Genomic DNA, 22,796 nt, shown 5'->3' with positions numbered 1-22,796 from the left:
CGAGGACTCCTAGCTGAAACGTACCGAGGGGATTCCGCAGGCCCCCAAGTAATTCCGGGTGCGGGTGGCAATGGGAAGGGGGGTGTCGACGTGGCAGGGGTACATGTCCTGCTCCACGATGGCGAAGACATCGATGCCGAGTGTGTCGATCTCGGCGAGCAGCGGCGGCATCTCGGGGACGCCGTGCGGCGGCTCGGTCATGGCGCCCAACTTGACGGCCTCACCGAACGGCAGGTCCTCGGCCTCCACCTTGGCGCGTACCTCTGGATCCACCTGCTTGAGATGCAGGTAGCCGATACGTTCGGGGGCACGGCGGATGATGGCGATGTTGTCGCCGCCGCAGTAGGAGATGTGACCGGTGTCCAGGCAGAGGTTGACGTGCTCGGCGTCGGTGCCGTCCAGGAATCGGTAGACGTTCTCCTCGGTGTCCACGTGGCTGTCGGCGTGCGGGTGGTATTGGGCCCGCACGCCGTACTTCTCGTACATCGCCCGACCGAGGTCGTTCATGCCCTGGGTCTTCTTGCGCCACTGTTCCGGAGTGAGGGTGCGCTCTTCGAGCACGGCGCCGGTGGACGGGTCGCGCCACATCTCGGGAATCACGACGACGTGCTTGCCGCCCACGGCGGCGGTCAGCTTGGCGACGTCCTCGATCTGCTTCCACACCGCCGACCAGGAATCATCCTGGTGTAGGTGTTCGAAAACCGTTCCTGCAGAAAGCTTCAGCGAGCGGGCAGCCAGTTCGTCTGCCAGACGTACGGGGTCGGTGGGCAGATAGCCGTACGGACCCAGCTCGATCCACCGATACCCGGATTCGGCCACCTCGTCGAGGAAGCGGGTGTAGGGAGTCTGCTGCGGATCGTCGGGGAACCACACACCCCAGGAATCGGGTGCTGACCCGACCAGAATGCTGCTCATGGCGGTCCTAGCGATCGGACGGATTGATCAGCGGGCGTTGAACTTTCTTCCAGTCCGCGTAGCGCTGGTAGGCCGACCGGGTGGACTCCAGGGCCGACACCTCGCTGACGGGCACGTCCCACCACGACTGGCTGTCGGGGGCGAAGACCAGCGGATCGGTCTCGACGTAGATCACCGTGGTGCGCTCGGCGGCCTTGGCGACCTTGATCGCATCGGCGAACTCCGCTGCGGTACCGGCCTTGATGACGTCGGCCCCCAGGCTGGCGGCATTCGCCGCCAGGTCGACCGGCAGCCGTCCGCCGTCGAGGCGGCCGTCGGCACCGCGGTACTGGTACGAGGTGCCGAAGCGCTGCGAACCCACGGACTCGGACAGGCCTCCGATGGAGGCGAACCCGTGGTTCTGCACCAGCACCGGTATCACCTTGATGCCCTCCTGCACGGCGGTCACCAGCTCGGAGGACATCATGAGATAGGAGCCGTCGCCCACCATGACGAACACGTCACGCTCGGGCGCGCCCATCCGTACCCCGATGCCGCCGGCGATCTCGTAACCCATGCAGGAGAAGCCGTATTCGACGTGATAGCCCTTGCGGTCACGGGTGCGCCAGAGCTTGTGCAGATCACCGGGCATCGAGCCGGCGGCACACACCACCACGTCGTGTGGATCCGACAGCGTATTCACCAGTCCGATCACCTGGTTCTGGTTCAGTTGCGCGCCGTCGTCGGTGGCGTAGACCGCGGACACGGTGGCGTCCCATTCGGCGGCGAGTTCGGTGGCGCGGGCGCCGTATTCCGCCGGTACCCGGTAGTCGCCCACTGACGTCGCGAGCGCCTCGAGGGCTTCGCGCGCATCGGAGACCACGCTGAGGCCGCCCTGCTTCACCGCGTCCAGCGACGCGACATTGATGTTGACGAAGCGCACGTCGGGGTTGTTGAACGCCGTCCGGGAGGCGGAGGTGAAATCGCTGTAGCGCGTGCCGATCCCGATCACCACATCGGCCTCGGCGGCCAACGCATTGGCGGCAGTGGTGCCGGTGGAACCGACCGCGCCGACCGCCTGGGGGTGGTCATGGCGCAGCGAACCCTTGCCCGCCTGGGTCTCGCTGACCGGGATGCCGGTTTGGTGGCAGAACGCGGCGAGGGCGTCGGTGGCGTCGGAGTAGATGACACCGCCGCCGGCCACGATCAGCGGTGTCCGAGCCCCGCGGATGATCTCGGCGGCCCGCGCGAGCACAGAGCGCTCCGGCAGCGGGCGCGCGACGTGCCAGGTGCGTTCGGCGAACAGCGATTCCGGCCAGTCGTGCGCCTCTGCCTGCACGTCCTGGGGGATGGCCACGGTGGCGCAGCCGGTCTCGACCGGATCGGTGAGCACCCGCATGGCGCCCAGCAGTGCCGCGGGCAGCTGTTCGGGGCGCCACACCCGGTCGAAGTACCGGGACAGGGGCTTGAAGGCATCGTTGACCGTGACATCACCGGACGACGGCAGTTCGAGCTCCTGGAGCACCGGCGCGCTGACCCGGGTGGCGAAGGTATCGGCCGGCAGCAGCAGCACCGGCAGCCTGTTGATGGTGGCCAGCGCAGCGCCGGTCAGCATGTTGGTGGAACCCGGTCCCACACTGGCGGTCACGGCCCAGGCCTGCAGGCGGTCCTTCTGCCGGGCGTAGGCGACGGCGGTGTGCACCATGGCCTGCTCGTTGCGGCCCAACACGTAACGCAGGCCGGGTTCGCGGCCCGCCTCGAACGCGGCGACCTCGTCCTCGAGCAGCGCCTGGCCCAGCCCGGCGACGTTGCCGTGGCCGAAGATGCCCAAGCAGCCGGCGAAGAACTTAGCCCGCTGTCCGTCGCGTTCGACGTACTGGTTGGCCAGGAACCGGACGGTGGCCTGAGCGACGGTCAGGCGGACGGTGCCTTCGGTGTCGGCCAGCTTCTCGGTCGACTTGGGTGCGGTGGAAACCATGGGTCAGCCTCTCGGAGCGTGCAGGGGCAGGCGGGGATCGACGTCCTGGCCGTCCCAGGTGCCGCGCAGCCAGGTGTGTTCGGGGTCGTCGACGATCTTCCAGGCGCGTTCGGCGTCGGGGCCGGCCATCACGTTGAGGTAGTACATGTGGTAGCCGGGGGCGGCGACTGACGGTCCGTGGTAACCGTGTGGCACCAGGACGACGTCGCCGGTGCGTACCTCCTCGAGCACTTCGATGGGTCGCTCCGGGGTGCCGTAGACCCGGTGGTAGCCGAACCCGCGGGACGAATCGGGTCCGGCGGTGAACTCGAAGTAGTAGATCTCCTCCAGCTCGCTCTGCGTCGGGGTCAACTCGTCGTGCTTGTGGGCCGGGTAGCTCGACCAGTTGCCGCCGGGGGTGATGACCTCGCAGGCGATCAGTGAATCCGCCTCGAAGGTGTCGGCGGTGCCGAAGTTGTGCACCTGCCGGCTGCAGTTGCCCGCGCCCCGCAGTTCCAGCGACACGTCGGCCGCGGCCACCCGGCGGTTGGGCAGGGAGCGGGTGGCGCGGGCACCGCAGATCGCGATCCGGCCCCGGCCCGACAGTGTGTACGCCTGGTCGATGCCCAGGTACACCATGTCAGCCGGACCGTCGAACACCGACGCACGAGGTGACAGCTCGAAGGTCTCGCCGGCACAGGTGACCGAGCCGCCGCCGGCCAGCGGCAGGATCATCACCTCGGTGACCCCGGTGTGCAGATCAACACTGGTGCCGTCCAATTGCAAGACCTGCAGCGAGGATTCGCTCCAGCCCGCCGACTCGGGCGTGACGTGGACGGTGTAGGGCTGTGCCGCGCTGCCGGCCGGGATGTAGAGCGAGCTGTGCATCTACCGCACCATCGCAACCGCGGTGGCCACCGCCGAGCTCACATCGTCGTCCGGGGGATACAGCAGGGTGCGACCGACGATCAGACCGCGCACCGACGGCAGCGCCAGCGCCTTCTCCCAGCTGGCGAACGCTTCGTCAGGATCGGCGGGATCACCACCGAGCAACAGTGTCGGCAGGGTGGTGGCCTCCATCACGCGATCCATCTCCTCGACCACCGGCAGCTTCATCCAGGTGTAGGCGGAGGTGGAGCCCAGGCCCTGGCAGATGTGGATGGATTTGATCACCGCGTCGGGCGACAGGTCGTTGCGGACCTTGCCGTCGACGCGGCTGGACATGAAGGGCTCGAGCATCGCGATCAGACCGCTGGCCGCCAGCTGGTCCACCGCCTGCGCGCAGGCGGCCATGGTGGCAACGGTGCCGGGGTCATCGAGGTCGATGCGGCACAGCATCTTTCCGCCGTTCATCCTCGCGGCGGCGGTGGACGCTGCCGTGGCGCCCGTCATCCGGTCGTCGAGCTCGAACGCCGAGCCGGCCAGCCCACCGCGGTTGAAGGACGAGAACACCACCTTGTCCTCCAGGGCCCCGAGGAGCACCAGGTCGTCGAGGATGTCGGAGGTGGCCAGCACGCCGTCCACGCCGGGGTCGGCGAGTGCAGCGCGTAACCGGTCCAGCAGGTCGGTGCGGCTGTTCATGGCGGTCGGTCGCTTCCCGACCGCCAGCGCGCCGCGGGCGGGGTGGTCGGCGGCCACGATCATCAGGTTGCCGTTGCCGCGCACGGTGGGGCGGGTGACCCGGCCGGCCCAGGCGCGGGCGACCGCAGCGGGATCCGCGGCGCGCAGGTCGGTGACGTCGGCGTAGCTGGTGGCTGGCGGGCTAGACATTGACGGCCTCCACGGCGGATTGTTCGGCGAGTTCTGCCACCTCGGCGGCAGTGGGCATGGCGGTCGAGCACTCCAGGCGGGAGGCGACGATGGCTCCGGCGGCATTGGCGTAGCGCAGGGTCTTCTCCATCGGCCAGCCGTGGAGCAGTCCGTGTATCAGGCTGCCGCCGAACGCATCTCCGGCACCGAGGCCGTTGACGACGTCGACCTCGTTGGGGGCGACGGTGACCGAACTGCGGCGGGTCTTGCCGAGCACGCCGCGTGGGCCCTGCTTGACGATCGCCAACTCGACGCCGAGATCCAGGAGGGCGTCGGCCGCTTTGTTCGGGTTCGTCTCGCCGACGGCGATCTCGCACTCCTCGCGGTTGCCCACGGCGACCGTGACGTGCGCCAGGGCCCGCTGTACCTGCTCGGTGGCCGCGGCGGGCGATTCCCAGAACATGGGTCGGTAATCCAGGTCGAGTACGGTCAGCGGTGCTCGGCCGCGGGCTTCCCATGCGGCGAAATGGGCACTGCGACTGGGTTCTTCGGACAACCCGGTGACCGTCGACCAGTACAGCCGCGCCGTGCGCACGGCCTCGAGGTCCAGCTCCTCGGCGGTGATCTGCAGATCCGGCGCCGAGGGCTTGCGGTAGAAGTACAGCGGGAAGTGATCAGGTGGAAAGATCTCGCAGAACGTCACCGGCGTGGGGTATTCGGCGTGCACCGTGACGTAGCGGTTGTCCACCCCCAGTCGGGCGAGTTCGGTACGGACGTAGTTGCCGAACGGGTCGTCACCGGCTCCGGAGATGAGGGCGGCGCGATTGCCCAGGCGGGCCGCCGCGACCGTGACGTTGGCGGCGCTGCCGCCCAGGAACTTCCCGAAAGACTCCACGTCCTCGAGGCCGACGCCGACCTGAAGGGGGTAGACATCGACTCCGCTGCGGCCGATGGCGAGAACGTCGAAGGGTTCTGCAGGGCTCACGTTCAGCTCCGAATCGGTAGTGCGTCTTCATGGTTGCGCCATGTGTGTGCGCCGGGGCGGCCCGGACGGACATCCGGTCAGCGGATTCGCCAGCGCCCCGGTGTCATGATGACTGTGCTCCGGGTGCCAGGCCGCTGTCAAGAGTTTGTTCGGACATTCTTACTTTCCGTCATGGCGCTGTAGTGTGTGCCACAGTGCCGCCACGCCAGAAGACGATCGGAGTCCCAGGGTGACCACCACGTTGTCCGTCGAACTGGACCGTTCCAGCCCGGTGCCGTTGTACTTCCAGGTGGCGCAGGTGTTCGAGAAGGCGATTCTGGACGGTCAGCTCAAGCCCGGCGACCGCTTCGAGAACGAGCTGGCGTTGGCGTCGCGGCTCAATCTGTCCCGGCCCACCACGCGGCGCGCCATCCAGGAACTGGTGGACAAAGGCCTGCTGGTGCGCAAGCGCGGGGTCGGCACCCAGGTTGTCCAGACTCCGGTGCACCGTCCGGTGGAGTTGACCAGCTTGTTCGACGATCTGGCCCGGGCGGGTCAGGAGCCGGCCACCCGCGTGCTGGAGTACCGGCTGGGGCCGGTGTCGGAAGACATTGCCGTGCACCTGAATCTGGCACCGGATGCCGAGGTGGTGACCATGCGCCGACTGCGCAGCTCCGGTGGGCAGCCCCTGGCGGTGATGACGAATCATCTGCCTGCGGCGCTGGCGCCCGATCAGGACGAACTCGAACGCGCCGGCCTCTACCAGGCGCTGCGGTCCCGCGGGGTGCACATCCGACTGGCGCGCCAGCGCATCGGCGCCAAGGCGGCCGATCGGGACGAGGCGCGGCTGCTCGACGAGAAACCGAAGGCGCCGTTGCTGGTGATGGCGCGGACTGCCTTCGACGATTCCGGGCGCATCGTCGAGTACGGCAGCCATGTCTACCGCGCTTCTCGCTACTACTTCGACACCACGCTCGTCGACCGTTGAGCCGCCCGCACCCCTGGTAGTGGGTGCCGATGGTGTTGCCGTGCAACGTGTTCAGCCCGTTGCGGGCGTTGTCCGCGCGGGTGTGCGGGACCGATGTTTGACTTGCAGTCCTAATGTCAGAACAAAGTCTTGACTTCTGCCTGTGATGCGTATTATATCATCAGGAGTGCCTATCTACGGCCCGGCCGACCCGCGCCGCGCCGAGCGTCATCCCCCGAGGAGAATCCATGAAGGTGCAGGAAGGCCCGCAGCGTCGCTGGGTCAAGATCGCAGGTGTCGCGGCCGCTGTGACCCTGCTGGCCGCGTGCTCGAGCACCGGCGGCAAGCCCGAGGAGGCCGGCGGCGGCGACGGTTCCGGCGGCGGCTCGGTGGACACCCCGCGCTTCACCGTTGCGATGATCACCCACGAGGCGCCGGGCGACTCGTTCTGGGATCTGGTGCGCAAGGGCGCCGAGACCGCGGCCCAGAAGGACAACATCGAGCTGCGGTACTCCAGCGACCCCGAGGGGCCCAATCAGGCCAACCTGGTGCAGACCGCCATCGACAGCAATGTCAACGGCATCGCGGTCACGCTGGCCAAGCCGGACGCCATGAAGCCCGGAGTGGACGCCGCTGTGGCAGCGGGCATTCCGGTGGTGGCCTTCAACGCCGGCCTCGAGGACTGGGCGGCCATGGGCGTCAAGGAGTACTTCGGGCAGGACGGCTACATCGCCGGCCAGGAAGCCGGCAAGCGTCTGACCTCTGAGGGCGCCACCAAGGCGGTCTGCATCATCCAGGAGCAGGGACACGTGGACCTCGAGGCCCGGTGTGCGGGCCTGAAGAACACCTTCCCGGCGTCGGAGGTGCTCAACGTCAACGGCAAGGACATGCCGTCGGTGGAAGCCACCATCACCGCCAAACTGCAGCAGGACCCGTCCCTCGACTACATCGTGGCCCTGGGCGCACCGTTCGCGCTGACGGCGGTCCAGTCGGCCAAGACCGCGGGCAGCACGGCCAAGGTGGGCACCTTCGACACCAATGCCGCACTGGTGGACGCCATCACCAACGGCGACGTGCAGTGGGCAGTGGACCAGCAGCCCTACCTGCAGGGTTACCTGGCTGTCGACTCGCTGTGGCTGTACCTGACCAACGGCAACGTCATCGGTGGTAACCAGGCCACCTTGACCGGGCCGTCGTTCATCGACAAGTCCAACATCGAGGCCGTCGCCGAGTACGCGAAGGCCGGCACGCGCTGATGAGCGCCGCGGAGAACGGAGTGCACGCATGACCACCCAGGCAGACCTCGACCTCGGCACCCACAAGGTCGTCCACGACGAGCGCGTCAAAGAGCAGAATCGGCTGCAGCGCATCCTGATTCGGCCCGAGATGGGCGCCCTCGTCGGAGCCGTCGGGATCTTTGTCTTCTTCCTCGTGGTCGCGCCGCCATTCCGTTCTCCGGAGGCGCTGGCCACGGTGCTCTACGCCAGTTCCACCATCGGGATCATGGCGGTCGGGGTGGGAATGCTGATGATCGGCGGCGAGTTCGACCTGTCCGCCGGCGTTGCCGTCACCACCACCTCGCTGGCCGCCTCCATGCTCTCCTACAACCTGCACCTGAATCTCTGGATCGGTGCCGCGCTGTCGCTGGGGCTGGCGCTGGGCGTGGGCTTCTTCAACGGCTACCTGGTGATGCGCACCAAGATCCCGTCCTTCCTGATCACCTTGGGCACGTTCTTCATGCTCGCCGGTATCAATCTCGCTGTCACCAAGCTCCTTTCGGGCCAGGTTGCCACCCCCAGCGTCTCCGACATGGCGGGATTCGACTCGGGACGCGCGGTGTTCGCGTCGTCCTTCACCGTCTTCGGGGTGTCGGTGCGCGTCACCGTGGTGTGGTGGATCTTGTTCGCCGTCATCGCCACCTACGTGTTGTTCAAGACCCGCGTCGGCAACTGGATCTTCGCCGTCGGTGGCAATCAGGACAGCGCCAGGGCAGTGGGTGTACCGGTGCTGAAGGTCAAGATCGGCCTGTTCATGCTCGTCGGGTTCTGCGCCTGGTTCGTCGGCATGCACCTGCTGTTCTCGTTCAACACCGTGCAGTCCGGACAGGGCGTGGGCAACGAGTTCTTCTACATCATCGCCGCGGTGATCGGTGGCTGCCTGTTGACCGGCGGTTACGGCACCGCCATCGGCACGCTCATCGGCGCCTTCATCTTCGGTATGACCAACCAGGGCATCGTCTATGCGGGCTGGAACCCGGACTGGTTCAAGTTCTTCCTCGGCGCCATGCTGCTGTTCGCGGTGATCGCCAACAACGCCTTCCGCAACTACGCGGCCAAGCGGTAGGAGAAAGAGCACATGAGCACTGCTGCACATGCACCGATCGAATCCGCGCCGGCGGGGGGCGTCACGCCCCTGGTCGAGTTGAGGAATGTCGGTAAGAGCTACGGAAACATCATCGCGCTCAAGGGCATCAACCTGCGGGTGGGCGCAGGTCAGGTCACCGGTGTCCTGGGTGACAACGGCGCGGGCAAGTCCACGTTGATCAAGATCATCGCCGGCCTGCACAAGCCCACCGAAGGGGAATTGCTCGTCGACGGCGAGGCCGCCACCTTCGACTCGCCCAAGGACGCGCTGAACAAGGGCATCGCCACGGTGTATCAGGACCTGGCCGTGGTGTCACTGATGCCGGTGTGGCGCAACTTCTTTCTGGGGCAGGAGTTGCGGAAGAAGGGGCTGCTGAAGTCGCTCGACATCAACGCCATGCGTGCCACCACCATCGCCGAGTTGCACAAGATGGGCATCGACCTCCCGGACGTCGACGCGCCCATCGGCTCGCTGTCCGGCGGCCAGCGCCAGTGTGTGGCGATCGCGCGCGCCATCTTCTTCGGCGCCCGCGTCCTGATCCTCGACGAGCCGACGGCCGCGCTGGGCGTCAAGCAGTCGGGGATGGTGCTGCGCTACATCACGGCAGCCAAGGAACAGGGCTTCGGGGTCATCTTCATCACGCACAACCCGCACCACGCGCACATGGTGGGTGACCACTTCGTCCTGCTGAACCGGGGCAGGCAGAAGCTGGACTGCAGCTATGACGAGATCACGCTCGAACACCTCACCCAGGAGATGGCCGGCGGCAACGAACTGGAGGCGTTGAGCCACGAGCTCGGGCGTCGGTGATTGCCTACCTCAACGAGCATCTGCTCACCTGCGGCGTCGGAGGTGCACAGGTTCCGCAGCGTTTGCGGGCCAGCACTCCCGGCGCCGCAGTGGGTTTCCCACTCTTGGGATGCGCTGTCTCTTTTCTCAGGAAATTCATGTCCTACCTGGCATATTCCTCATGGTTATCGCCTCTGATTTGCGGGTATGGTCCGTGGCATGGTGACTGTCGTCGACGTGGACGCGGGCCCAACTGCCGTTGCGAGGCGGGTGGAGGTCGCGGCTCCCGCAGCTGAAGTGTTTGCCTTGATCGCCGATCCCCGGCAGCATCGCGAACTCGATGGCTCCGGGCGCATGCGTGATCTTCCGGTGCTGGGCCCGGAGCGGTTGTCCGTCGGAGACAGCTTCACCGTCGCGATGGAACAAGCTGGTGTGCCCTACCAGGCCACGTCCACCGTCACTGCGCTGGAAGACGGCAAGACCATCGAGTGGCAGGACGGCTACGGGCGCCGGTGGCGCTGGGAGCTCAGCGAGACCGAGGCCGGCACCACCGAGGTCACCGAGTCCATGGAGTTCGGCACAGCGCTGACCCCGCTGTTCGACCAGCTCTCCGGCGACACCGATCAGCACGCGTCGACCATCACCGAGACCCTGCAGAAGCTCGCTGAGCGCTTCGCCCAGAATCCGGGCCGTCCGGCTGTTTGCCACGCGCGCTGGGTCAGCCCGAATCTGCGGGCAGCCAGCTAGCCACGGTTCACCCTGCGAAGGCCGCCCGGAACGCTTCCAGGGCGGCCTCGCTGTCGGCGGCGGCAAAGGCCTCCAGGCCGATCGTTCCGCGGTACTGCGTCTCGCGCAGTGCGGCGGCCACCGCTCGGTAGTTGATCTCGCCGGTACCCGGTTCGCATCGCCCCGGGACGTCGGCCACCTGGATCTCGCCGATGGCCGCCCCGGCGCGCCGCACCAGTTCGATCAGGTTCCCTTCGCCGATCTGGGCGTGATAGAGGTCCAGCATCATCTTCACGTGGGGATGGTCCACCGCCTCCACCAACGCCAGCGTGTCTTTGGCCCGGGCCAACGGCACGCCCGGGTGGTCGACGACAGTGTTGAGATTTTCCAGGCAGAAGGTGACGCCGGCCTCGGCGCCCAGATCGCCCAGCGCCGCCAAACCGCGTAACGCAGCGAACCACATCGGCCCGGTGGCCCGATGGACCGGGCGCGCCGCGTGTCCGTCCACCAGCTCGCCGGGGTGCACCACCAGCCGCGGAACACCGAGCACCGCAGCGGCTTTCACGGCGGCCTGCGCGGTGCGGACCACCTCGGCCGCCCCGTCGGGGTGGTACAGGTCGCCGTGCAGATAGCCCGTCATCGACGAGAACCGCGCGCCGGTGGCGGCCAGGGCGTCGAGGTCCTTGTCGTGAAAGCTCCAGATCTCCACGGCGAACCCCAGGTCGTGGATACGGCGGACCCGTTCGACGATCGGCAGGTCGGTGAACACCATCTCGGCGCAGACGGCCAGGTCGACGGTGCTCATCGTGGCTGCATCCCGGCGGCCCGGTAGGCGTCGTCGATCAACGCCATGTTGGCGACGGCGTCGTCCGGTCCGAGGGGCAGAGGTGCGCCCTGCTCGACGTGCGCGGCGAACGCCTCCAGCTGATAGGTGTACGACGCTCGCCTCCCCAGGTGCTCCACCCGGGTTCCGTCGTCGGTCGTGATGGTGATCCGGTCGTCGTCGTGCGGCTTGATGAAGTTGTGTACCAGTGCCTCACCGTGAGACCCGATGACCCGCAACGTGAACCGGTACGCATCCGAGACCATGGTGTGGCTCGACGTGCCCACCACACCGCCCGGCAGGGCCAGCTCGACGTCACAGCTGGCATCCACCCCGGGGAAGCGCTGCACGGCGGTGGCGGCGGTGATCTGCGGCGCACCACCGGCGGCCGCACTGAACACCCGCATGATGTGCAGTCCGTAACAGCCCAGATCCATCAGGGCGCCACCGGCCAACTCCAGTGACCAGCGTGGATCGGTGTCGGGCGGTGCGGGCATGGTCATCAACACCTCGACCCGGCGCAGGGTGCCCACCGACCCGTCGCGGGCCAGCTCCAAGGCCCGCTGCGACGCCGGGTGGAAGAAGTAGTGAAACCCCTCCAGCACAGCCACTCCCGCGTCCCGGGCGGCAGCGGCCACGTCGGCGGCCTGTTCGCGGTTGTCGGCGAACGGCTTCTCGGTGAGCACCGGCTTGCCCGCCCGGATCGCCGCCAGGTTCCACGGTGCGTGCAGACCGTTGGCCAGCGGGTTGTAGACAACGTCGACCTCGGCGTCGTCGATCACCTCCTGATAGCTGCCCAGCACCCGCTCGACGCCATATTTGTCGGCGAACACACCTGCCCGCTCGGGATCACGGGCGGCCACCGCCACCAGCCGGTGGCCCAGTTCGGCGGCCGGTGCCACGATCGCGTTCTCCGCGATGCGCGAGGCGCCGAGCACACCGATGCGCAAGGTCATGAAAGGCCCTGCAGGAAGCGGACACTGGCCAGCACGTCGGCCAGCGGTCCGTCGCCCTCGGGGGCCGCGGTCAGGATGTTGTCCTGCTCCATGACATACCAGCCGGTGTAGCCGCCGCGCTCCAGCGTGGTGACGATGCCGGCGATGTCGACGTCGCCGGCGCCCAGCGGGACGTACATGCCCGCCGCCACCGCCTGGGTGTAGGTCATCTCACCGGCCTGCACCTTCTGGGCCAGGGCAGCGTCGACGTCCTTGAGGTGGGTGTGCGCGATGCGTTCCGGCACGTCGTGGGTCAGCGCCAGCGGGTCGGTGCCACCGATCAGCAGGTGGCCAGTGTCCAGACACAGTGCGATGCCGGACCCGGCCAGCACCCGGTCCACGTCGGCACGGGTCTCGACCATCGTGCCGACGTGTGGGTGCAATACCGCCGTGAGCCCGCGTTCGGCCACGATGCCTGCGAGCCGATCCAGGTTATCCAGCAGAGTTTTCCACTGGGCGTCGTCGAGTTCGGGGCGGTCGTCGTACCCGTCGGCGCCGGTGGCGGCGGCCAGCACCACCACCTCCGCGCGTGCGGCCACCAGGGAGTCCAGCGGACCGGCGAGGTCGTCGGCGGGGTCATGGCCGTCGTCGTGCAGCAGTACCGGTACGAACCCACCGACGCAGGAGAGCCCGAATCCGTCGAGGAAGGCCGTGAGTTCGCCTGTGTCCGTGGGCAGGAAGCCGTCCGGCCCCAGTTCGGTGGCCGTCAGCCCGGCCTGGCGCATCTCGGCCATCACCCGGTCACGGTCCAGCTGGTGGCCCCAGCCGGGGACCTCACATACGCCCCAGGAGATGGGAGCTCCGGCGATCTTCACTGGCGAACCTCCTCGATGCGCACCGGGGTGCCGCGGCGCAGGGACTCGGCGGCCGCCTCGGCGATCCAGGCCACCTCCACCGCGTCGGCCACCGTCGCGCCCAGGATCGGCCCGCCCTTGACCACCTGTACGAAGCCGCTGAGCTCGGTGCGGAAGGCCTCGGTGAACCGGTCCATGAAGAAGTGATGTGGCGTGCCGGTGGGGAAATCGTTCACGGGGTCGGCATTGCCCACGGGCACTCCCTGATCCCACCCGGCGACCACGGTGTCGTTGAAACCGTGCACCTCGAGCCGGCAGTCGTACCCGCGGCCGTTGTAGCGGGCGTTGGAGACCACGCCGAGAGCGCCACCGTCGAAGCGCACGATCACCGCGGCGGTGTCGACGTCGCCGTACTCGGTGAACAACGGGTCACCCTGCACGCTGCCGGTGGCGTACACCTCGACGGCCTCCTGCCCGGTGATCCAGCGCAAGGCGTCGAAATCGTGGACGGCGCAATCGCGAAAGATGCCGCCGGAGCCCTTGATGTAGTCCAGCGGCGGGGGAGCGGGGTCCATGGTGGTGCTGCGGACGGTGTGCAGATGGCCCAGCGAGCCACTGTCCACCACGGCCTTGGCGGCGGCGAATGCGGCATCGAAGCGGCGCTGGTAACCGATCTGCACCGGCACACCGGATGCTGCGATGGCGGCGGCCACCCGTGCGCTCTCGGCGGCGGTGGAGGCCACCGGTTTCTCGCAGAAGGTGGGCAGCCCGCGCTGCACCGCGGCCAGTGTCAGCTCGGCGTGCGCGGGGGTGGCTGCTGCCACCACAACGCCGTCGATTCCTGAATCCAGGAGTGCGGCAACCGAATCCACTGGCGTGGCGCCGTACTTGTCGGCCACCTGACGGACCAGCTCGGTGCGCTCGTCGGTGATGACGAGGCGGTCGAGCTCCGGCAGGCCGCTCAGTGTCTCGGTGTGGAAGGCCCCGATGCGGCCGAGGCCGATGAGTCCGAGGGTGGTCATGGGATTCTCCGTTCGTTCTGGTCGCGCAGTGCGGTGTCGAGTTGTTCGGGGGTGAGGCGGTCACGCAGAGCCGCGAGGACCACGTCGACCTGGCTGGGTGGGGCCAGGCTGCCGATGGGCTGGTCGCGGTCGAGGTTGGTGGGGAAGGCGTAGCCCTCGGCGGTGGCGACCACGGTGTTGAGCACGTCGCGGCCGTGTTCCTGCATCCGCAGCAGGGCCGGGTAGACCGCGCGCACCATGGCGGTGCGGTCCAGCGACTCCATGGCCCGGCCGAACGGCGACGAGATCTGCAGCAGGTTGGCCATCCGCTTGATGTCGGGCGAGACATTTTGTCCCGCACCGTGATACAGCGCCGGATTGAAGAACACCGCGTCGCCCTTGCGCAGCGGCGTCTGCACCTGGTGCGCGGCGAAGAAGTCGATGAACTCGGGCCGGTTGAAGGCGATGTACCCGGCGGCGAACTTCTGCGAATGCGGCAACAACATGGTGGGGCCGCTCTCCACCGGCATGTCGCAGTGCGCCACGGCGCCCTGCAGGGTCAGCGCCGGCGAGAGGTGATGCAGGTGCGCGGGGTAGGCCGCCAACTGGTCGGGGTCGACGAAGCCCAGGTGGTAGTCCCGGTGCGGGACCTGGGCGGCACCACCGGGGTTGACGACGTTCACCTGAGAGGTCACCTGATAGCGCGGACCCAGCCAGGCCTGGCAGATGAGGGCCAGCGCGTCGTTGGCGTAGTACTCGGCGAACACCTCGGGGGCATGCAGGGCCAGCTTCTGCGCCGCGTTCCACACCCGGTCGTTGGCTCCGGGCTTGCCGAAATGATCGCCGGCCGAGGCGCCGGCGGCGCGCTGGGCGGCGATCAGCTGGTCGAAGGCCGCGCTCGCTCGGTCCACCACGTCGTCGTCGAAGGCGCTCTCGATCACCACGACACCGGGACCGTCGCGCAGCGCGCGGATCAACTCGGCCTGCACAGCGCGGCGATCGACGCCGGCCAGGGCGCGGTAGATCAGCACGCCGCCGCGGACGTCGTGGGCGTGGGGGTAATCGGCGACATCGGTGTCGCGCAGTACCAGGGCGCTGAAGTCGTCGAGGCAACAATCGGCGTCCTCGATGAAGGCGCCGGGACGGACGGGGGTGGACATACCGAGAAGTCTTGCTGTGTGATGGAACACAATCAACACCAGAAATCCATCAAAAAGCCATCACGAGGGCAGGGATGCACCGCTACAAGGTCCGGGAGATCGCACAACAGTGCGGGCTCAGTGAGGCGACGGTGGACCGCGTGCTCAACAACCGCAGTGGGGTGCGGGAGAACACCCGCGCCGAGGTGATGCAGGCCATCGCCGATCTGGACAAGCAGCGCGCACAGTTGCGACTCAACGGCCGGCGCTACCTGATCGACGTGGTGATGCAGACCCCCACCCGCTTCTCCGACGCCTTCCGGGCGGCCGTGGAAGCCGAGCTGCCATCGTTTGCCCCGGCGATGTTGCGGGCTCGATTCCATTTGTGGGAGAGCGGTACCACCTCGGCCACCGTCGACACCCTGGAGGGCCTACGGGGCAGCCACGGTGTGATCCTCAAGGCGCCCGACGAGCCGGAGGTCGCCGAGGCGGTGGACCGGCTGGTGGCCGCAGGCACCCCCGTGGTCACCTACACCACCGACATCCCGGCCAGCGGCCGGTGCGGCTACGTCGGGATCGATAATCACGCGGCCGGGGTGACGGCGGCCTACCTGATCCGGCAGTGGCTGGGGACGGACCGGGCAGCAGTGCTGATCACCCTGTCACGCACGGTGTTCCGAGGTGAGGGAGAGCGCGAGGTAGGCTTCCGGGCCGGCCTGCGCGGATCCGGGCTGGACGTCGTCGACGTCACCGACAGCGACGGGATCGACGCCGCCAACGAGGCGCTGGTGCTCGCGGCACTGCAGCGCCGTCCCGACATCGAGGCGGTGTACTCGGTGGGCGGCGGTAACACCGCAACCGTCGCGGCGTTCGAGAAACTCGGCCGGCCGTGCCGGGTGTTCGTGGCCCACGACCTCGACGCCGACAACCGGCGGCTGCTGCGCGAGGGCCGGCTGTCTGTGGTGCTGCACAACGATCTGCGCGCCGACGCCCGGATGGCTTTGCGGGTCCTGCTGCAGCAGCGTGGCGCCTTGCCCGCCGAACCGGTCCGGCCGGTGCCCATCCAGGTGGTCACGCCCTACAACATTCCGGGCTGAAGCTGTAACGCCGAGCGGGAATGAACAAGTTACTGATGCGTACGCACGGCTCCTTATATTTTTGGCGTCACTCGCAGTGACGAAAACCACAATTCTGTCTCATCTGCGGCGGCGCCGGATCGCTGAGCAGCGCTGACAGTGGCGGCGGCGCGGCGTGTCGGACGGGTCCGGCGTGCAGCGTTGCCTAAGGAAAGTGCTTTAATCGGTACTACGAGTGACATCAACTTCTGATGTGGCTGGTGCCCGACGGAGCGTTCATCGGAACCGCGCCGGGGTACGCCGTATCTGGAGCACCACAAACACACGGGCGAAAGGCGGGGACGTGGGTCCGACCGACAACGGAACCAAGTCGCAACCTCGGGAGAAGCTGGAAAAGGTGGTCATCCGCTTTGCGGGTGACTCGGGCGACGGTATGCAGCTCACCGGTGACCGGTTCACCTCCGAGGCCGCGCTGTTCGGCAACGACCTGGCCACCCAGCCCAACTACCCGGCCGAGATCCGCGCACCACAGGGCACCCTGCCTGGCGTGTCGTCCTTCCAGATCCAGATCGCCGATTACGACATCCTCACCGCCGGTGACCGCCCCGACGTCCTGGTGGCGATGAACCCCGCCGCGCTCAAGGCCAACATCGGGGACCTCCCGCGCGGCGGTCTGGTGATCGCGAACTCCGACGAGTTCACCAAGCGCAATCTGGCCAAGGTCGGCTACGAGTCCAACCCGCTGGAGAACGACGAGCTGGCCGACTACAACGTCCAGGCGGTCGCGATGACGTCGCTGACCCTGGGCGCCGTCGAGGAGATCGGCGCCTCCAAGAAGGACGGGCAGCGCGCCAAGAACATGTTCGCCCTCGGGCTGCTGTCGTGGATGTACGGGCGGCCCATCGAGACCTCCGAGACCTTCATCCGCGAGAAATTCGCCCGCAAGCCCGATGTCGCGGACGCCAACGTGCTCGCGCTCAAGGCCGGGTGGAACTACGGCGAGACCACCGAGGCCTTCGCCACCACCTACGAGGTGGCCCCGGCCAAGCTCAAGTCCGGCGAGTACCGGCAGATCTCCGGCAACACCGCATTGGCCTACGGGCTGGTGGCCGCCGGACACCTGGCCGACCTGCAGGTGATGCTGGGCAGTTACCCGATCACCCCGGCGTCGGACATCCTGCACGAATTGTCCAAGCACAAGAACTTCAACGTCCTGACCTTCCAGGCCGAGGACGAGATCGCCGGCATCGGGTCGGCGATCGGTGCGTCCTACGGCGGCGCGCTGGGTGTCACCACCACCTCGGGCCCCGGCATCTCGCTGAAGTCCGAAGCTATCGGCCTGGCCGTAATGACCGAGCTCCCACTGGTGGTCATCGACGTGCAGCGTGGCGGGCCGTCGACCGGGCTGCCCACCAAGACCGAGCAGGCCGACCTGCTGCAGGCCATGTTCGGCCGCAACGGCGAATCCCCGGTGGCGGTGCTGGCTCCGCGCTCGCCGTCCGACTGCTTCGACATCGCCGTGGAGGCGGTGCGAATCGCGATCAAGTACCACACCCCGGTGATCGTGCTCTCCGACGGAGCCATCGCCAACGGCAGCGAACCGTGGCGCATTCCGGACATCACCAGCTATCCGGCCATCGAGCACGCCTTCGTCGAGCAGGGACAGCCTTTCCAGCCCTACGCCCGCGATCCGCAGACCCTCGCCCGCCAGTTCGCCATCCCGGGAACGCCGGGCATGGAGCACCGCATCGGTGGGTTGGAGTCGGCCAACGGCTCGGGCAACATCTCCTACGACCCGGCCAACCACGACCTGATGGTCCGACTGCGCCAAGAGAAGATCGCCGGTATCGAGGTACCCGACCTGCAGGTCGACGACCCGACCGGGGACGCCGAACTGCTGTTGCTGGGCTGGGGTAGCTCGTATGGCCCCATCGGTGAAGCGTGCCGGCGGGCCCGCCGCAAGGGAATCAAGGTGGCCCATGCCCACCTGCAATATCTGAACCCGTTTCCGGGCAACCTCGAAGAGGTTCTCAAGCGCTACCCGACGGTGGTGGCGCCGGAAATGAACCTGGGCCAGCTCGCGCTGCTGCTGCGCGGCCGGTTCCTGGTGGACGTGCAGTCGGTCACCAAGGTGCAGGGCATGGCGTTCCTGGCCGACGAGATCGAAGGTGTCATCGATTCCGCGCTGGACGGAACGTTGGCCGAAAAAGAAAGTGACAAAGCCAAACTCGCGCGGTTGGGCGCTGTCACCATCGATGCCAGCGGGGTAGGAGTGGACGCATGACGGATCTGATGGGAAGCATCAACGGCCTCGATCTGGGGCTGACGCCGGGTCTGTCCAAGACCGCGGGTGTGCCCACCACCGATCAGCCGATGAAGGGCAAGGACTTCACCAGCGACCAGGAAGTGCGCTGGTGCCCGGGGTGCGGTGACTACGTCATCCTCAACACCATCCGCAATTTCCTGCCGGAGCTCGGTCTCAAGCGCGAGAACATGGTGTTCGTCAGCGGCATCGGCTGCTCCAGCCGGTTCCCGTACTACCTCGAGACCTACGGTCTGCACTCCATCCACGGCCGTGCCCCGTCGATTGCCACCGGGCTGTCGCTCGCGCGCGATGATCTGTCGGTCTGGGTGGTCACCGGTGACGGCGATGCCCTCTCCATCGGCGGCAACCACCTGATCCATGCGCTGCGCCGCAACATGAACATCACCATCCTGCTGTTCAACAACCGCATCTACGGCCTGACCAAGGGCCAGTACTCGCCGACCTCGGAGGTCGGGAAGGTCACCAAGTCCACCCCGATGGGCTCGCTGGACCACCCGTTCAACCCGGTGTCGCTGGCGCTGGGCGCCGAGGCGACGTTCGTTGGGCGGGCACTGGACTCCGACCGCGCGGGGCTGACCGAGGTGCTGCGCGCGGCTGCTGCCCACCGCGGGGCGGCGCTGGTGGAGATTCTGCAGGACTGCCCGATCTTCAACGACGGCTCATTCGACCTGCTGCGCAAGGAAGGTGCCGAGGAGCGCGTCATCCGGGTCAAGCCGGGCGAACCCATCACCTTCGGCGCCAATGCCGAATACGCCGTGGTGCGCAACGGGTTCGGACTCGATGTGGCCAAGACCGCCGACGTCTCCGCCGACGAGATCGTGGTGCACGATCCGTCGCTGAACGATCCGTCGTACTCGTTCGCGCTGTCGCGACTCTCGGATCAGAACCTCGAGCACACCGTGATGGGCATCTTCCGCCAGATCCAGCGCCCGACCTACAACGATGCGGCCCGCCACCAGGTGGCCACCGCCATGGAGACCATTCCGCACGACACGGCTGCATTGCAGTCGCTGCTTCGGGGCCGCGACACCTGGACTGTCGACTAGCCTGAGGCGCATGTCCTCAGAGCTCGCCGGTGTGGTGCTGGCGGGGGGTGCGTCGCGCCGCATGGGCCGCGACAAAGCCACCATGGAGTTCGACGGTCCGGACGGGCCCAGGACCATGGTGGAGTACGTGGTGGCCGCAGTGAGTGCGCGCTGCACTCCGGTGTTCGTGATCGCGGCACCCGGCCAGGCGTTGCCTGCGCTGTCGGCCACCGTTCTGCGCGATGACGTGCGGGGAGTGGGACCGCTATTGGCCACCGGGCGAGGTCTGCGCGCCGCCGCGGAGGCGGGTGCCGAGCGAGCCTTCGTCTGTGCGGTGGACATGCCCCAGATGACGCCCGCGCTCATCGACGAACTCGATCAGCACACCGGTGCCGACGTGATCCTGCCGTGGGACGGCCGCGATCACTACCTGGCCGGGGTGTACCGCACCGACCTGGCCGCCAGGATCGACCAGCTCATCGCGGCGGGGGAGCGCAGCATGCGCGCCCTGGTCGACACGGTGAACACCCAGCGCATCGTGATGCCGGAGACTCCCGCGTTGGTCAACGTCAACACCGCGGCCGACCTGGCCTGACATCGCGTCGGCAAACGCTTCTGCGAAGTGCAGAGGAATTGCTTATCCGCTGATAGGTTTTGCTCGGCGCGTCGAACCATATCGCTTACGCGCCTGCCGGTGACGAAAGCTTCTGTGCGTGGGTGTCTCTGGCGGTTTCCGCCTACCGTTGTCGCGGGTGGTCGGCTTTTGCCGAACAGGGATCCGTCGACGCGGTTGTACAGCGGCCGCCGATACCGTCGACATGTGACCTCCGGCGTTTGGCCGCACCGTTACCCACACATCGGATAGCTTCATCAAAAATGTTGACGCACAGAGCTTTTGGATACCTTCTGCAGCGCATCCATCAAACCCGTTGTACAGTCGGAGAATTGTGGATGTGGTTCGCAGCGGCTGTCAGCGTGTCGGTCGCGTGAGCTGATAGGTCGAAAAGCCATGTACATCAGTAGTTTTGGACGCAGTAGGCAGAGCCGGTGTGAAAACTTCGGCGCAGCTCGGCAGCAAAACCCTTGAGGATGAACATCTCCAGGTGCCTAGTGCGTCAAAACACTTGTGTCACATCATTAACATCGACGCCATCACGGCCCGCACCGCCTCTCGGCGCTCCGGGCGGTTGGCGTGTCCCAGTTCACAAATACAGCGTGAGTTGCATCACTACTTGAATTGAATTCCAGCCGTCCGGGTATCGCCGAAATCACGGCGGTGACCTGCTCAGATTCCTCTCAGATTGTGCCGTGATCGGACTGTTATCAAACCGAGATTGGCAGGCCGCTGATGTGACTCGTCCAGATTCGGCACGTACGGTCCATTTGTCCCCACAGGGAGCAAACAACTTCACAAGAACCAACGACACTTGCGTGTGAGTGGGAGTGGCGGGCCCGGGCCGGGCTCCCCGCCGCCGAGCTTCGGCGGGCAGATGCTGCCTCCCCTGTCATGTCTGACCGAGACGGCATGACCCGATGAACCGCGGTCCTCCCCTGAGAACCCAGATGCGCCCACCTTGATGGGCGTGTTTGACGGCGCGCGCATGCCGAAAGGAACTATGTTGCAGAACCTCCGCAAGAAACTCACCATGGCTGTGGTTGGCGGCGCCCTCGTCGCGGCCCCGATGGCTCTCGGTGCTGGCACCGCCAACGCGGACAGCGTGAACTGGGATGCCGTCGCAGCCTGTGAGTCTGGCGGCAACTGGGCCATCAACACCGGAAACGGTTATTACGGCGGCCTGCAGTTCACCATGGGCACCTGGCAGGCCAACGGCGGCTCCGGCTCGCCCCACCACGCGTCCCGCGAAGAGCAGATCCGCGTCGCGGAGAACGTGCTGCAAAGCCAGGGCATCGGTGCGTGGCCGTCGTGCGGCGGCCGCGGATAGCCGCACCCGAAAACGATCAGTCGGCGGCGCCGGGCGATGTGCCCGGCGCCGTCGACATTTTTCAGTCGGGCAACCGGAAGGCCGTGCCGGCGGCCATCGACGCCAGATGCCTGAGCAGCACCGCGTCGGGAATCAGGACGGACGCCCGTGTCAGCGCGGCGCTGACGGCCGGGGGCCGCAGATTGAGGACCGTGCCGACCAGCGCGGCTTCCCGAACCAGCGCGGTGGTCCGGCGCCGGCGCGCGGCGGCGAAGTCGGCGAATGCAGCAGCCGGATCCGCCGCACGGCGCACCAGATGGGCCAGCACCACCGCATCCTCGATGGCCTGACAGCCACCCTGTCCCAGGTGTGGACGCATCGGATGCGCGGCATCGCCGATCACCACGATCGGCCCTCTGGCCCACTGCCGCGCCGGTGCGCGATCGTAGAGGTCGTTGCGGAGCACCTCCGCGGGGTCCGTCGCGGCCAGGATGTCGGGGACGGGCTGTGCCCAGTGCGCGAATTTCTGCCGTACATAGTTCAGCTCGCCCTGCGCCCGGCGGCCACCCTCCGGGGTCTGCTCGGTGGCGAACCAGTAGGTCAGGTGATCACCGAGCGGGACGTGCCCCACCACTGCTCCGGCGGCCACCGTCTCACCCGCCAGGTCGGGATCCAGCGCATACCGCGCCACCCCGCGCCACGCGGTGTAGCCCGCGTACCGGTGCGGCAGTGAGCCGTTGAGGTGCGTGGCCACCACTGAATGGGTGCCGTCGGCGCCGATCACGGCATCGGCCTCGAGCACACTGTGGTCGCCGAGGGTCAACCGCACACCCCCGGCCGTGGCGACCAGCGCGCTGACGTTCGCGCCGTAGCTCAGGGTCCCCGGGGTCAGTGCCCCGGCCAAGACGTCGCGCAGGGCGGCGCGCTGCACCACCACCAACGGCTCGCCCAAGGCCTTCACCAATCGTTGTGGTGCCGGAGCGCGCAGTCGGGACCCGTCGTGCCAGCGCATCGCGCCGGCGGTGACCCGGCCACCTGCCGCCCGCACCGCCGCGCCCAGCCCGATCTCATCGAGCGCTGCCAGGGCGTTCGGCCAGATACTGATGCCCGCACCCGGCGAGGTGTCCGAACGCGCCTCCAGGGCCACCACCCGGTGGCCGTCGCGTTGCAGAGCGACGGCACCGGTCAGCCCGGCGATCCCGGCGCCGACGATGACAAAGCCCTGGCCCACGGGTGAACGGTAACCGGTGGAGACATCGGATTCACACAGCGGAAACGCGGCGAT

At 67.4% G+C, this 22,796-nt stretch carries 21 protein-coding genes; 10 read left to right on the top strand and 11 right to left on the bottom strand.

Annotated elements, in window-relative coordinates:
- Positions 1-9: 9 nt before the first annotated feature.
- From G6N58_RS29970 to iolC, 5 genes are read right to left on the bottom strand one after another with little or no spacing between them, the layout of a single operon-like run.
- Positions 10-915 carry a sugar phosphate isomerase/epimerase family protein gene (locus tag G6N58_RS29970; protein WP_115280318.1) on the bottom strand — a complete coding sequence of 302 codons (906 nt, stop codon included), beginning with the start codon at positions 913-915 and terminating at the stop codon, positions 10-12.
- Between the two features lie 7 nt (positions 916-922).
- Positions 923-2,872 carry a 3D-(3,5/4)-trihydroxycyclohexane-1,2-dione acylhydrolase (decyclizing) gene (gene iolD / locus G6N58_RS29965; RefSeq protein WP_115280319.1) on the bottom strand — a complete coding sequence of 650 codons (1,950 nt, stop codon included), beginning with the start codon at positions 2,870-2,872 and terminating at the stop codon, positions 923-925.
- A 3-nt stretch (positions 2,873-2,875) separates the two neighbouring features.
- Positions 2,876-3,739: a 5-deoxy-glucuronate isomerase gene (gene iolB, locus G6N58_RS29960; RefSeq protein ID WP_115280320.1), complete on the bottom strand. Its 864-nt coding sequence runs from the start codon at positions 3,737-3,739 to the stop codon at positions 2,876-2,878.
- Positions 3,740-4,621: a Cgl0159 family (beta/alpha)8-fold protein gene (locus G6N58_RS29955; protein ID WP_115280321.1), complete on the bottom strand. Its 882-nt coding sequence runs from the start codon at positions 4,619-4,621 to the stop codon at positions 3,740-3,742.
- On the bottom strand, positions 4,614-5,585 hold the full coding sequence (gene iolC, locus G6N58_RS29950) for a 5-dehydro-2-deoxygluconokinase (RefSeq protein WP_115280322.1): 972 nt from the start codon (positions 5,583-5,585) through the stop codon (positions 4,614-4,616). The genes G6N58_RS29955 and iolC overlap by 8 nt, the downstream gene beginning before the upstream one ends.
- Before the next feature lie 229 nt (positions 5,586-5,814).
- On the opposite strand from iolC, the gene G6N58_RS29945 reads away from it, so the two are divergent.
- The 5 genes from G6N58_RS29945 to G6N58_RS29925 all read left to right on the top strand — a co-directional run bounded on the left by G6N58_RS29945 (position 5,815) and on the right by G6N58_RS29925 (position 10,431).
- Positions 5,815-6,552 (top strand): GntR family transcriptional regulator, encoded by a 738-nt coding sequence (locus G6N58_RS29945; RefSeq protein WP_115280323.1) that lies wholly within the window; start codon positions 5,815-5,817, stop codon positions 6,550-6,552.
- Positions 6,553-6,779: 227 nt separating this feature from the next.
- Positions 6,780-7,787, top strand: coding sequence for a substrate-binding domain-containing protein (locus G6N58_RS29940; protein WP_115280324.1), 1,008 nt, complete (start codon positions 6,780-6,782; stop codon positions 7,785-7,787).
- Positions 7,788-7,815: 28 nt separating this feature from the next.
- Positions 7,816-8,874 carry an ABC transporter permease gene (locus G6N58_RS29935; protein ID WP_115280325.1) on the top strand — a complete coding sequence of 353 codons (1,059 nt, stop codon included), beginning with the start codon at positions 7,816-7,818 and terminating at the stop codon, positions 8,872-8,874.
- Positions 8,875-8,886: 12 nt separating this feature from the next.
- A complete protein-coding gene (locus G6N58_RS29930) occupies positions 8,887-9,705 on the top strand; it encodes an ATP-binding cassette domain-containing protein (RefSeq protein WP_115280326.1) in 819 nt (272 codons plus the stop codon).
- Between the two features lie 198 nt (positions 9,706-9,903).
- Entirely contained in the window at positions 9,904-10,431 is a 528-nt protein-coding gene (locus tag G6N58_RS29925) for an SRPBCC family protein (RefSeq protein WP_115280327.1), read from the top strand.
- A 7-nt stretch (positions 10,432-10,438) separates the two neighbouring features.
- Here G6N58_RS29925 and G6N58_RS29920 read toward each other — a convergent pair whose 3' ends face one another.
- Genes G6N58_RS29920 through G6N58_RS29900 form a run of 5 tightly spaced genes read right to left on the bottom strand, consistent with a single transcriptional unit; the run spans position 10,439 to position 15,183 of the window.
- Entirely contained in the window at positions 10,439-11,215 is a 777-nt protein-coding gene (locus G6N58_RS29920) for a TIM barrel protein (RefSeq protein ID WP_115280328.1), read from the bottom strand.
- Positions 11,212-12,189 carry a Gfo/Idh/MocA family protein gene (locus G6N58_RS29915; protein WP_115280329.1) on the bottom strand — a complete coding sequence of 326 codons (978 nt, stop codon included), beginning with the start codon at positions 12,187-12,189 and terminating at the stop codon, positions 11,212-11,214. Before G6N58_RS29915 ends, G6N58_RS29920 begins: the two co-directional genes overlap by 4 nt.
- Positions 12,186-13,043: a sugar phosphate isomerase/epimerase family protein gene (locus G6N58_RS29910; RefSeq protein ID WP_115280330.1), complete on the bottom strand. Its 858-nt coding sequence runs from the start codon at positions 13,041-13,043 to the stop codon at positions 12,186-12,188. The genes G6N58_RS29915 and G6N58_RS29910 overlap by 4 nt, the downstream gene beginning before the upstream one ends.
- Positions 13,040-14,044: a Gfo/Idh/MocA family protein gene (locus G6N58_RS29905; RefSeq protein WP_115280331.1), complete on the bottom strand. Its 1,005-nt coding sequence runs from the start codon at positions 14,042-14,044 to the stop codon at positions 13,040-13,042. Before G6N58_RS29905 ends, G6N58_RS29910 begins: the two co-directional genes overlap by 4 nt.
- Positions 14,041-15,183 carry a phytanoyl-CoA dioxygenase family protein gene (locus G6N58_RS29900; protein ID WP_115280332.1) on the bottom strand — a complete coding sequence of 381 codons (1,143 nt, stop codon included), beginning with the start codon at positions 15,181-15,183 and terminating at the stop codon, positions 14,041-14,043. Before G6N58_RS29900 ends, G6N58_RS29905 begins: the two co-directional genes overlap by 4 nt.
- Positions 15,184-15,257: 74 nt before the next feature.
- On the opposite strand from G6N58_RS29900, the gene G6N58_RS29895 reads away from it, so the two are divergent.
- From G6N58_RS29895 to G6N58_RS29875, 5 genes are all read left to right on the top strand, one after another.
- Complete coding sequence (locus G6N58_RS29895; RefSeq protein ID WP_115280333.1) at positions 15,258-16,259, top strand: LacI family DNA-binding transcriptional regulator; 1,002 nt, start codon at positions 15,258-15,260, stop codon at positions 16,257-16,259.
- A gap of 322 nt (positions 16,260-16,581) precedes the next feature.
- On the top strand, positions 16,582-18,522 hold the full coding sequence (locus G6N58_RS29890) for a 2-oxoacid:acceptor oxidoreductase subunit alpha (protein WP_115280334.1): 1,941 nt from the start codon (positions 16,582-16,584) through the stop codon (positions 18,520-18,522).
- Positions 18,519-19,610, top strand: a complete 1,092-nt coding sequence (locus G6N58_RS29885; RefSeq protein ID WP_115280335.1) for a 2-oxoacid:ferredoxin oxidoreductase subunit beta — start codon at positions 18,519-18,521, stop codon at positions 19,608-19,610. The genes G6N58_RS29890 and G6N58_RS29885 overlap by 4 nt, the downstream gene beginning before the upstream one ends.
- A gap of 10 nt (positions 19,611-19,620) precedes the next feature.
- Entirely contained in the window at positions 19,621-20,184 is a 564-nt protein-coding gene (mobA, locus tag G6N58_RS29880) for a molybdenum cofactor guanylyltransferase (RefSeq protein WP_115280336.1), read from the top strand.
- Between the two features lie 1,021 nt (positions 20,185-21,205).
- Positions 21,206-21,532, top strand: a complete 327-nt coding sequence (locus tag G6N58_RS29875; protein WP_197746502.1) for a transglycosylase family protein — start codon at positions 21,206-21,208, stop codon at positions 21,530-21,532.
- Between the two features lie 61 nt (positions 21,533-21,593).
- Here the strand turns inward: G6N58_RS29875 and G6N58_RS29870 are convergent, their stop codons facing one another.
- Positions 21,594-22,742 (bottom strand): FAD-dependent monooxygenase, encoded by a 1,149-nt coding sequence (locus G6N58_RS29870; protein ID WP_115281947.1) that lies wholly within the window; start codon positions 22,740-22,742, stop codon positions 21,594-21,596.
- Positions 22,743-22,796: the final 54 nt, after the last annotated feature.

The organism is Mycolicibacterium tokaiense (genome assembly GCF_010725885.1).
GTDB classification, from domain to species: Bacteria; Actinomycetota; Actinomycetes; order Mycobacteriales; family Mycobacteriaceae; genus Mycobacterium; species Mycobacterium tokaiense.
The sequence above is the reverse complement of the archived record's forward strand: the minus strand, read 5'-3'. Positions and strand labels throughout refer to the sequence as shown.

Coding starts and splice junctions, on each gene's coding strand:
- G6N58_RS29970 (WP_115280318.1), bottom strand. CDS start 915: ATGAGCAGCATTCTGGTCGGGTCAGCACCCGATTCCTGGGGTGTGTGG.
- iolD (WP_115280319.1), bottom strand. CDS start 2,872: ATGGTTTCCACCGCACCCAAGTCGACCGAGAAGCTGGCCGACACCGAA.
- iolB (WP_115280320.1), bottom strand. CDS start 3,739: ATGCACAGCTCGCTCTACATCCCGGCCGGCAGCGCGGCACAGCCCTAC.
- G6N58_RS29955 (WP_115280321.1), bottom strand. CDS start 4,621: ATGTCTAGCCCGCCAGCCACCAGCTACGCCGACGTCACCGACCTGCGC.
- G6N58_RS29940 (WP_115280324.1), top strand. CDS start 6,780: ATGAAGGTGCAGGAAGGCCCGCAGCGTCGCTGGGTCAAGATCGCAGGT.
- G6N58_RS29935 (WP_115280325.1), top strand. CDS start 7,816: ATGACCACCCAGGCAGACCTCGACCTCGGCACCCACAAGGTCGTCCAC.
- G6N58_RS29930 (WP_115280326.1), top strand. CDS start 8,887: ATGAGCACTGCTGCACATGCACCGATCGAATCCGCGCCGGCGGGGGGC.
- G6N58_RS29925 (WP_115280327.1), top strand. CDS start 9,904: ATGGTGACTGTCGTCGACGTGGACGCGGGCCCAACTGCCGTTGCGAGG.
- G6N58_RS29920 (WP_115280328.1), bottom strand. CDS start 11,215: ATGAGCACCGTCGACCTGGCCGTCTGCGCCGAGATGGTGTTCACCGAC.
- G6N58_RS29915 (WP_115280329.1), bottom strand. CDS start 12,189: ATGACCTTGCGCATCGGTGTGCTCGGCGCCTCGCGCATCGCGGAGAAC.
- G6N58_RS29905 (WP_115280331.1), bottom strand. CDS start 14,044: ATGACCACCCTCGGACTCATCGGCCTCGGCCGCATCGGGGCCTTCCAC.
- G6N58_RS29900 (WP_115280332.1), bottom strand. CDS start 15,183: ATGTCCACCCCCGTCCGTCCCGGCGCCTTCATCGAGGACGCCGATTGT.
- G6N58_RS29895 (WP_115280333.1), top strand. CDS start 15,258: ATGCACCGCTACAAGGTCCGGGAGATCGCACAACAGTGCGGGCTCAGT.
- G6N58_RS29885 (WP_115280335.1), top strand. CDS start 18,519: ATGACGGATCTGATGGGAAGCATCAACGGCCTCGATCTGGGGCTGACG.
- mobA (WP_115280336.1), top strand. CDS start 19,621: ATGTCCTCAGAGCTCGCCGGTGTGGTGCTGGCGGGGGGTGCGTCGCGC.
- G6N58_RS29875 (WP_197746502.1), top strand. CDS start 21,206: ATGTTGCAGAACCTCCGCAAGAAACTCACCATGGCTGTGGTTGGCGGC.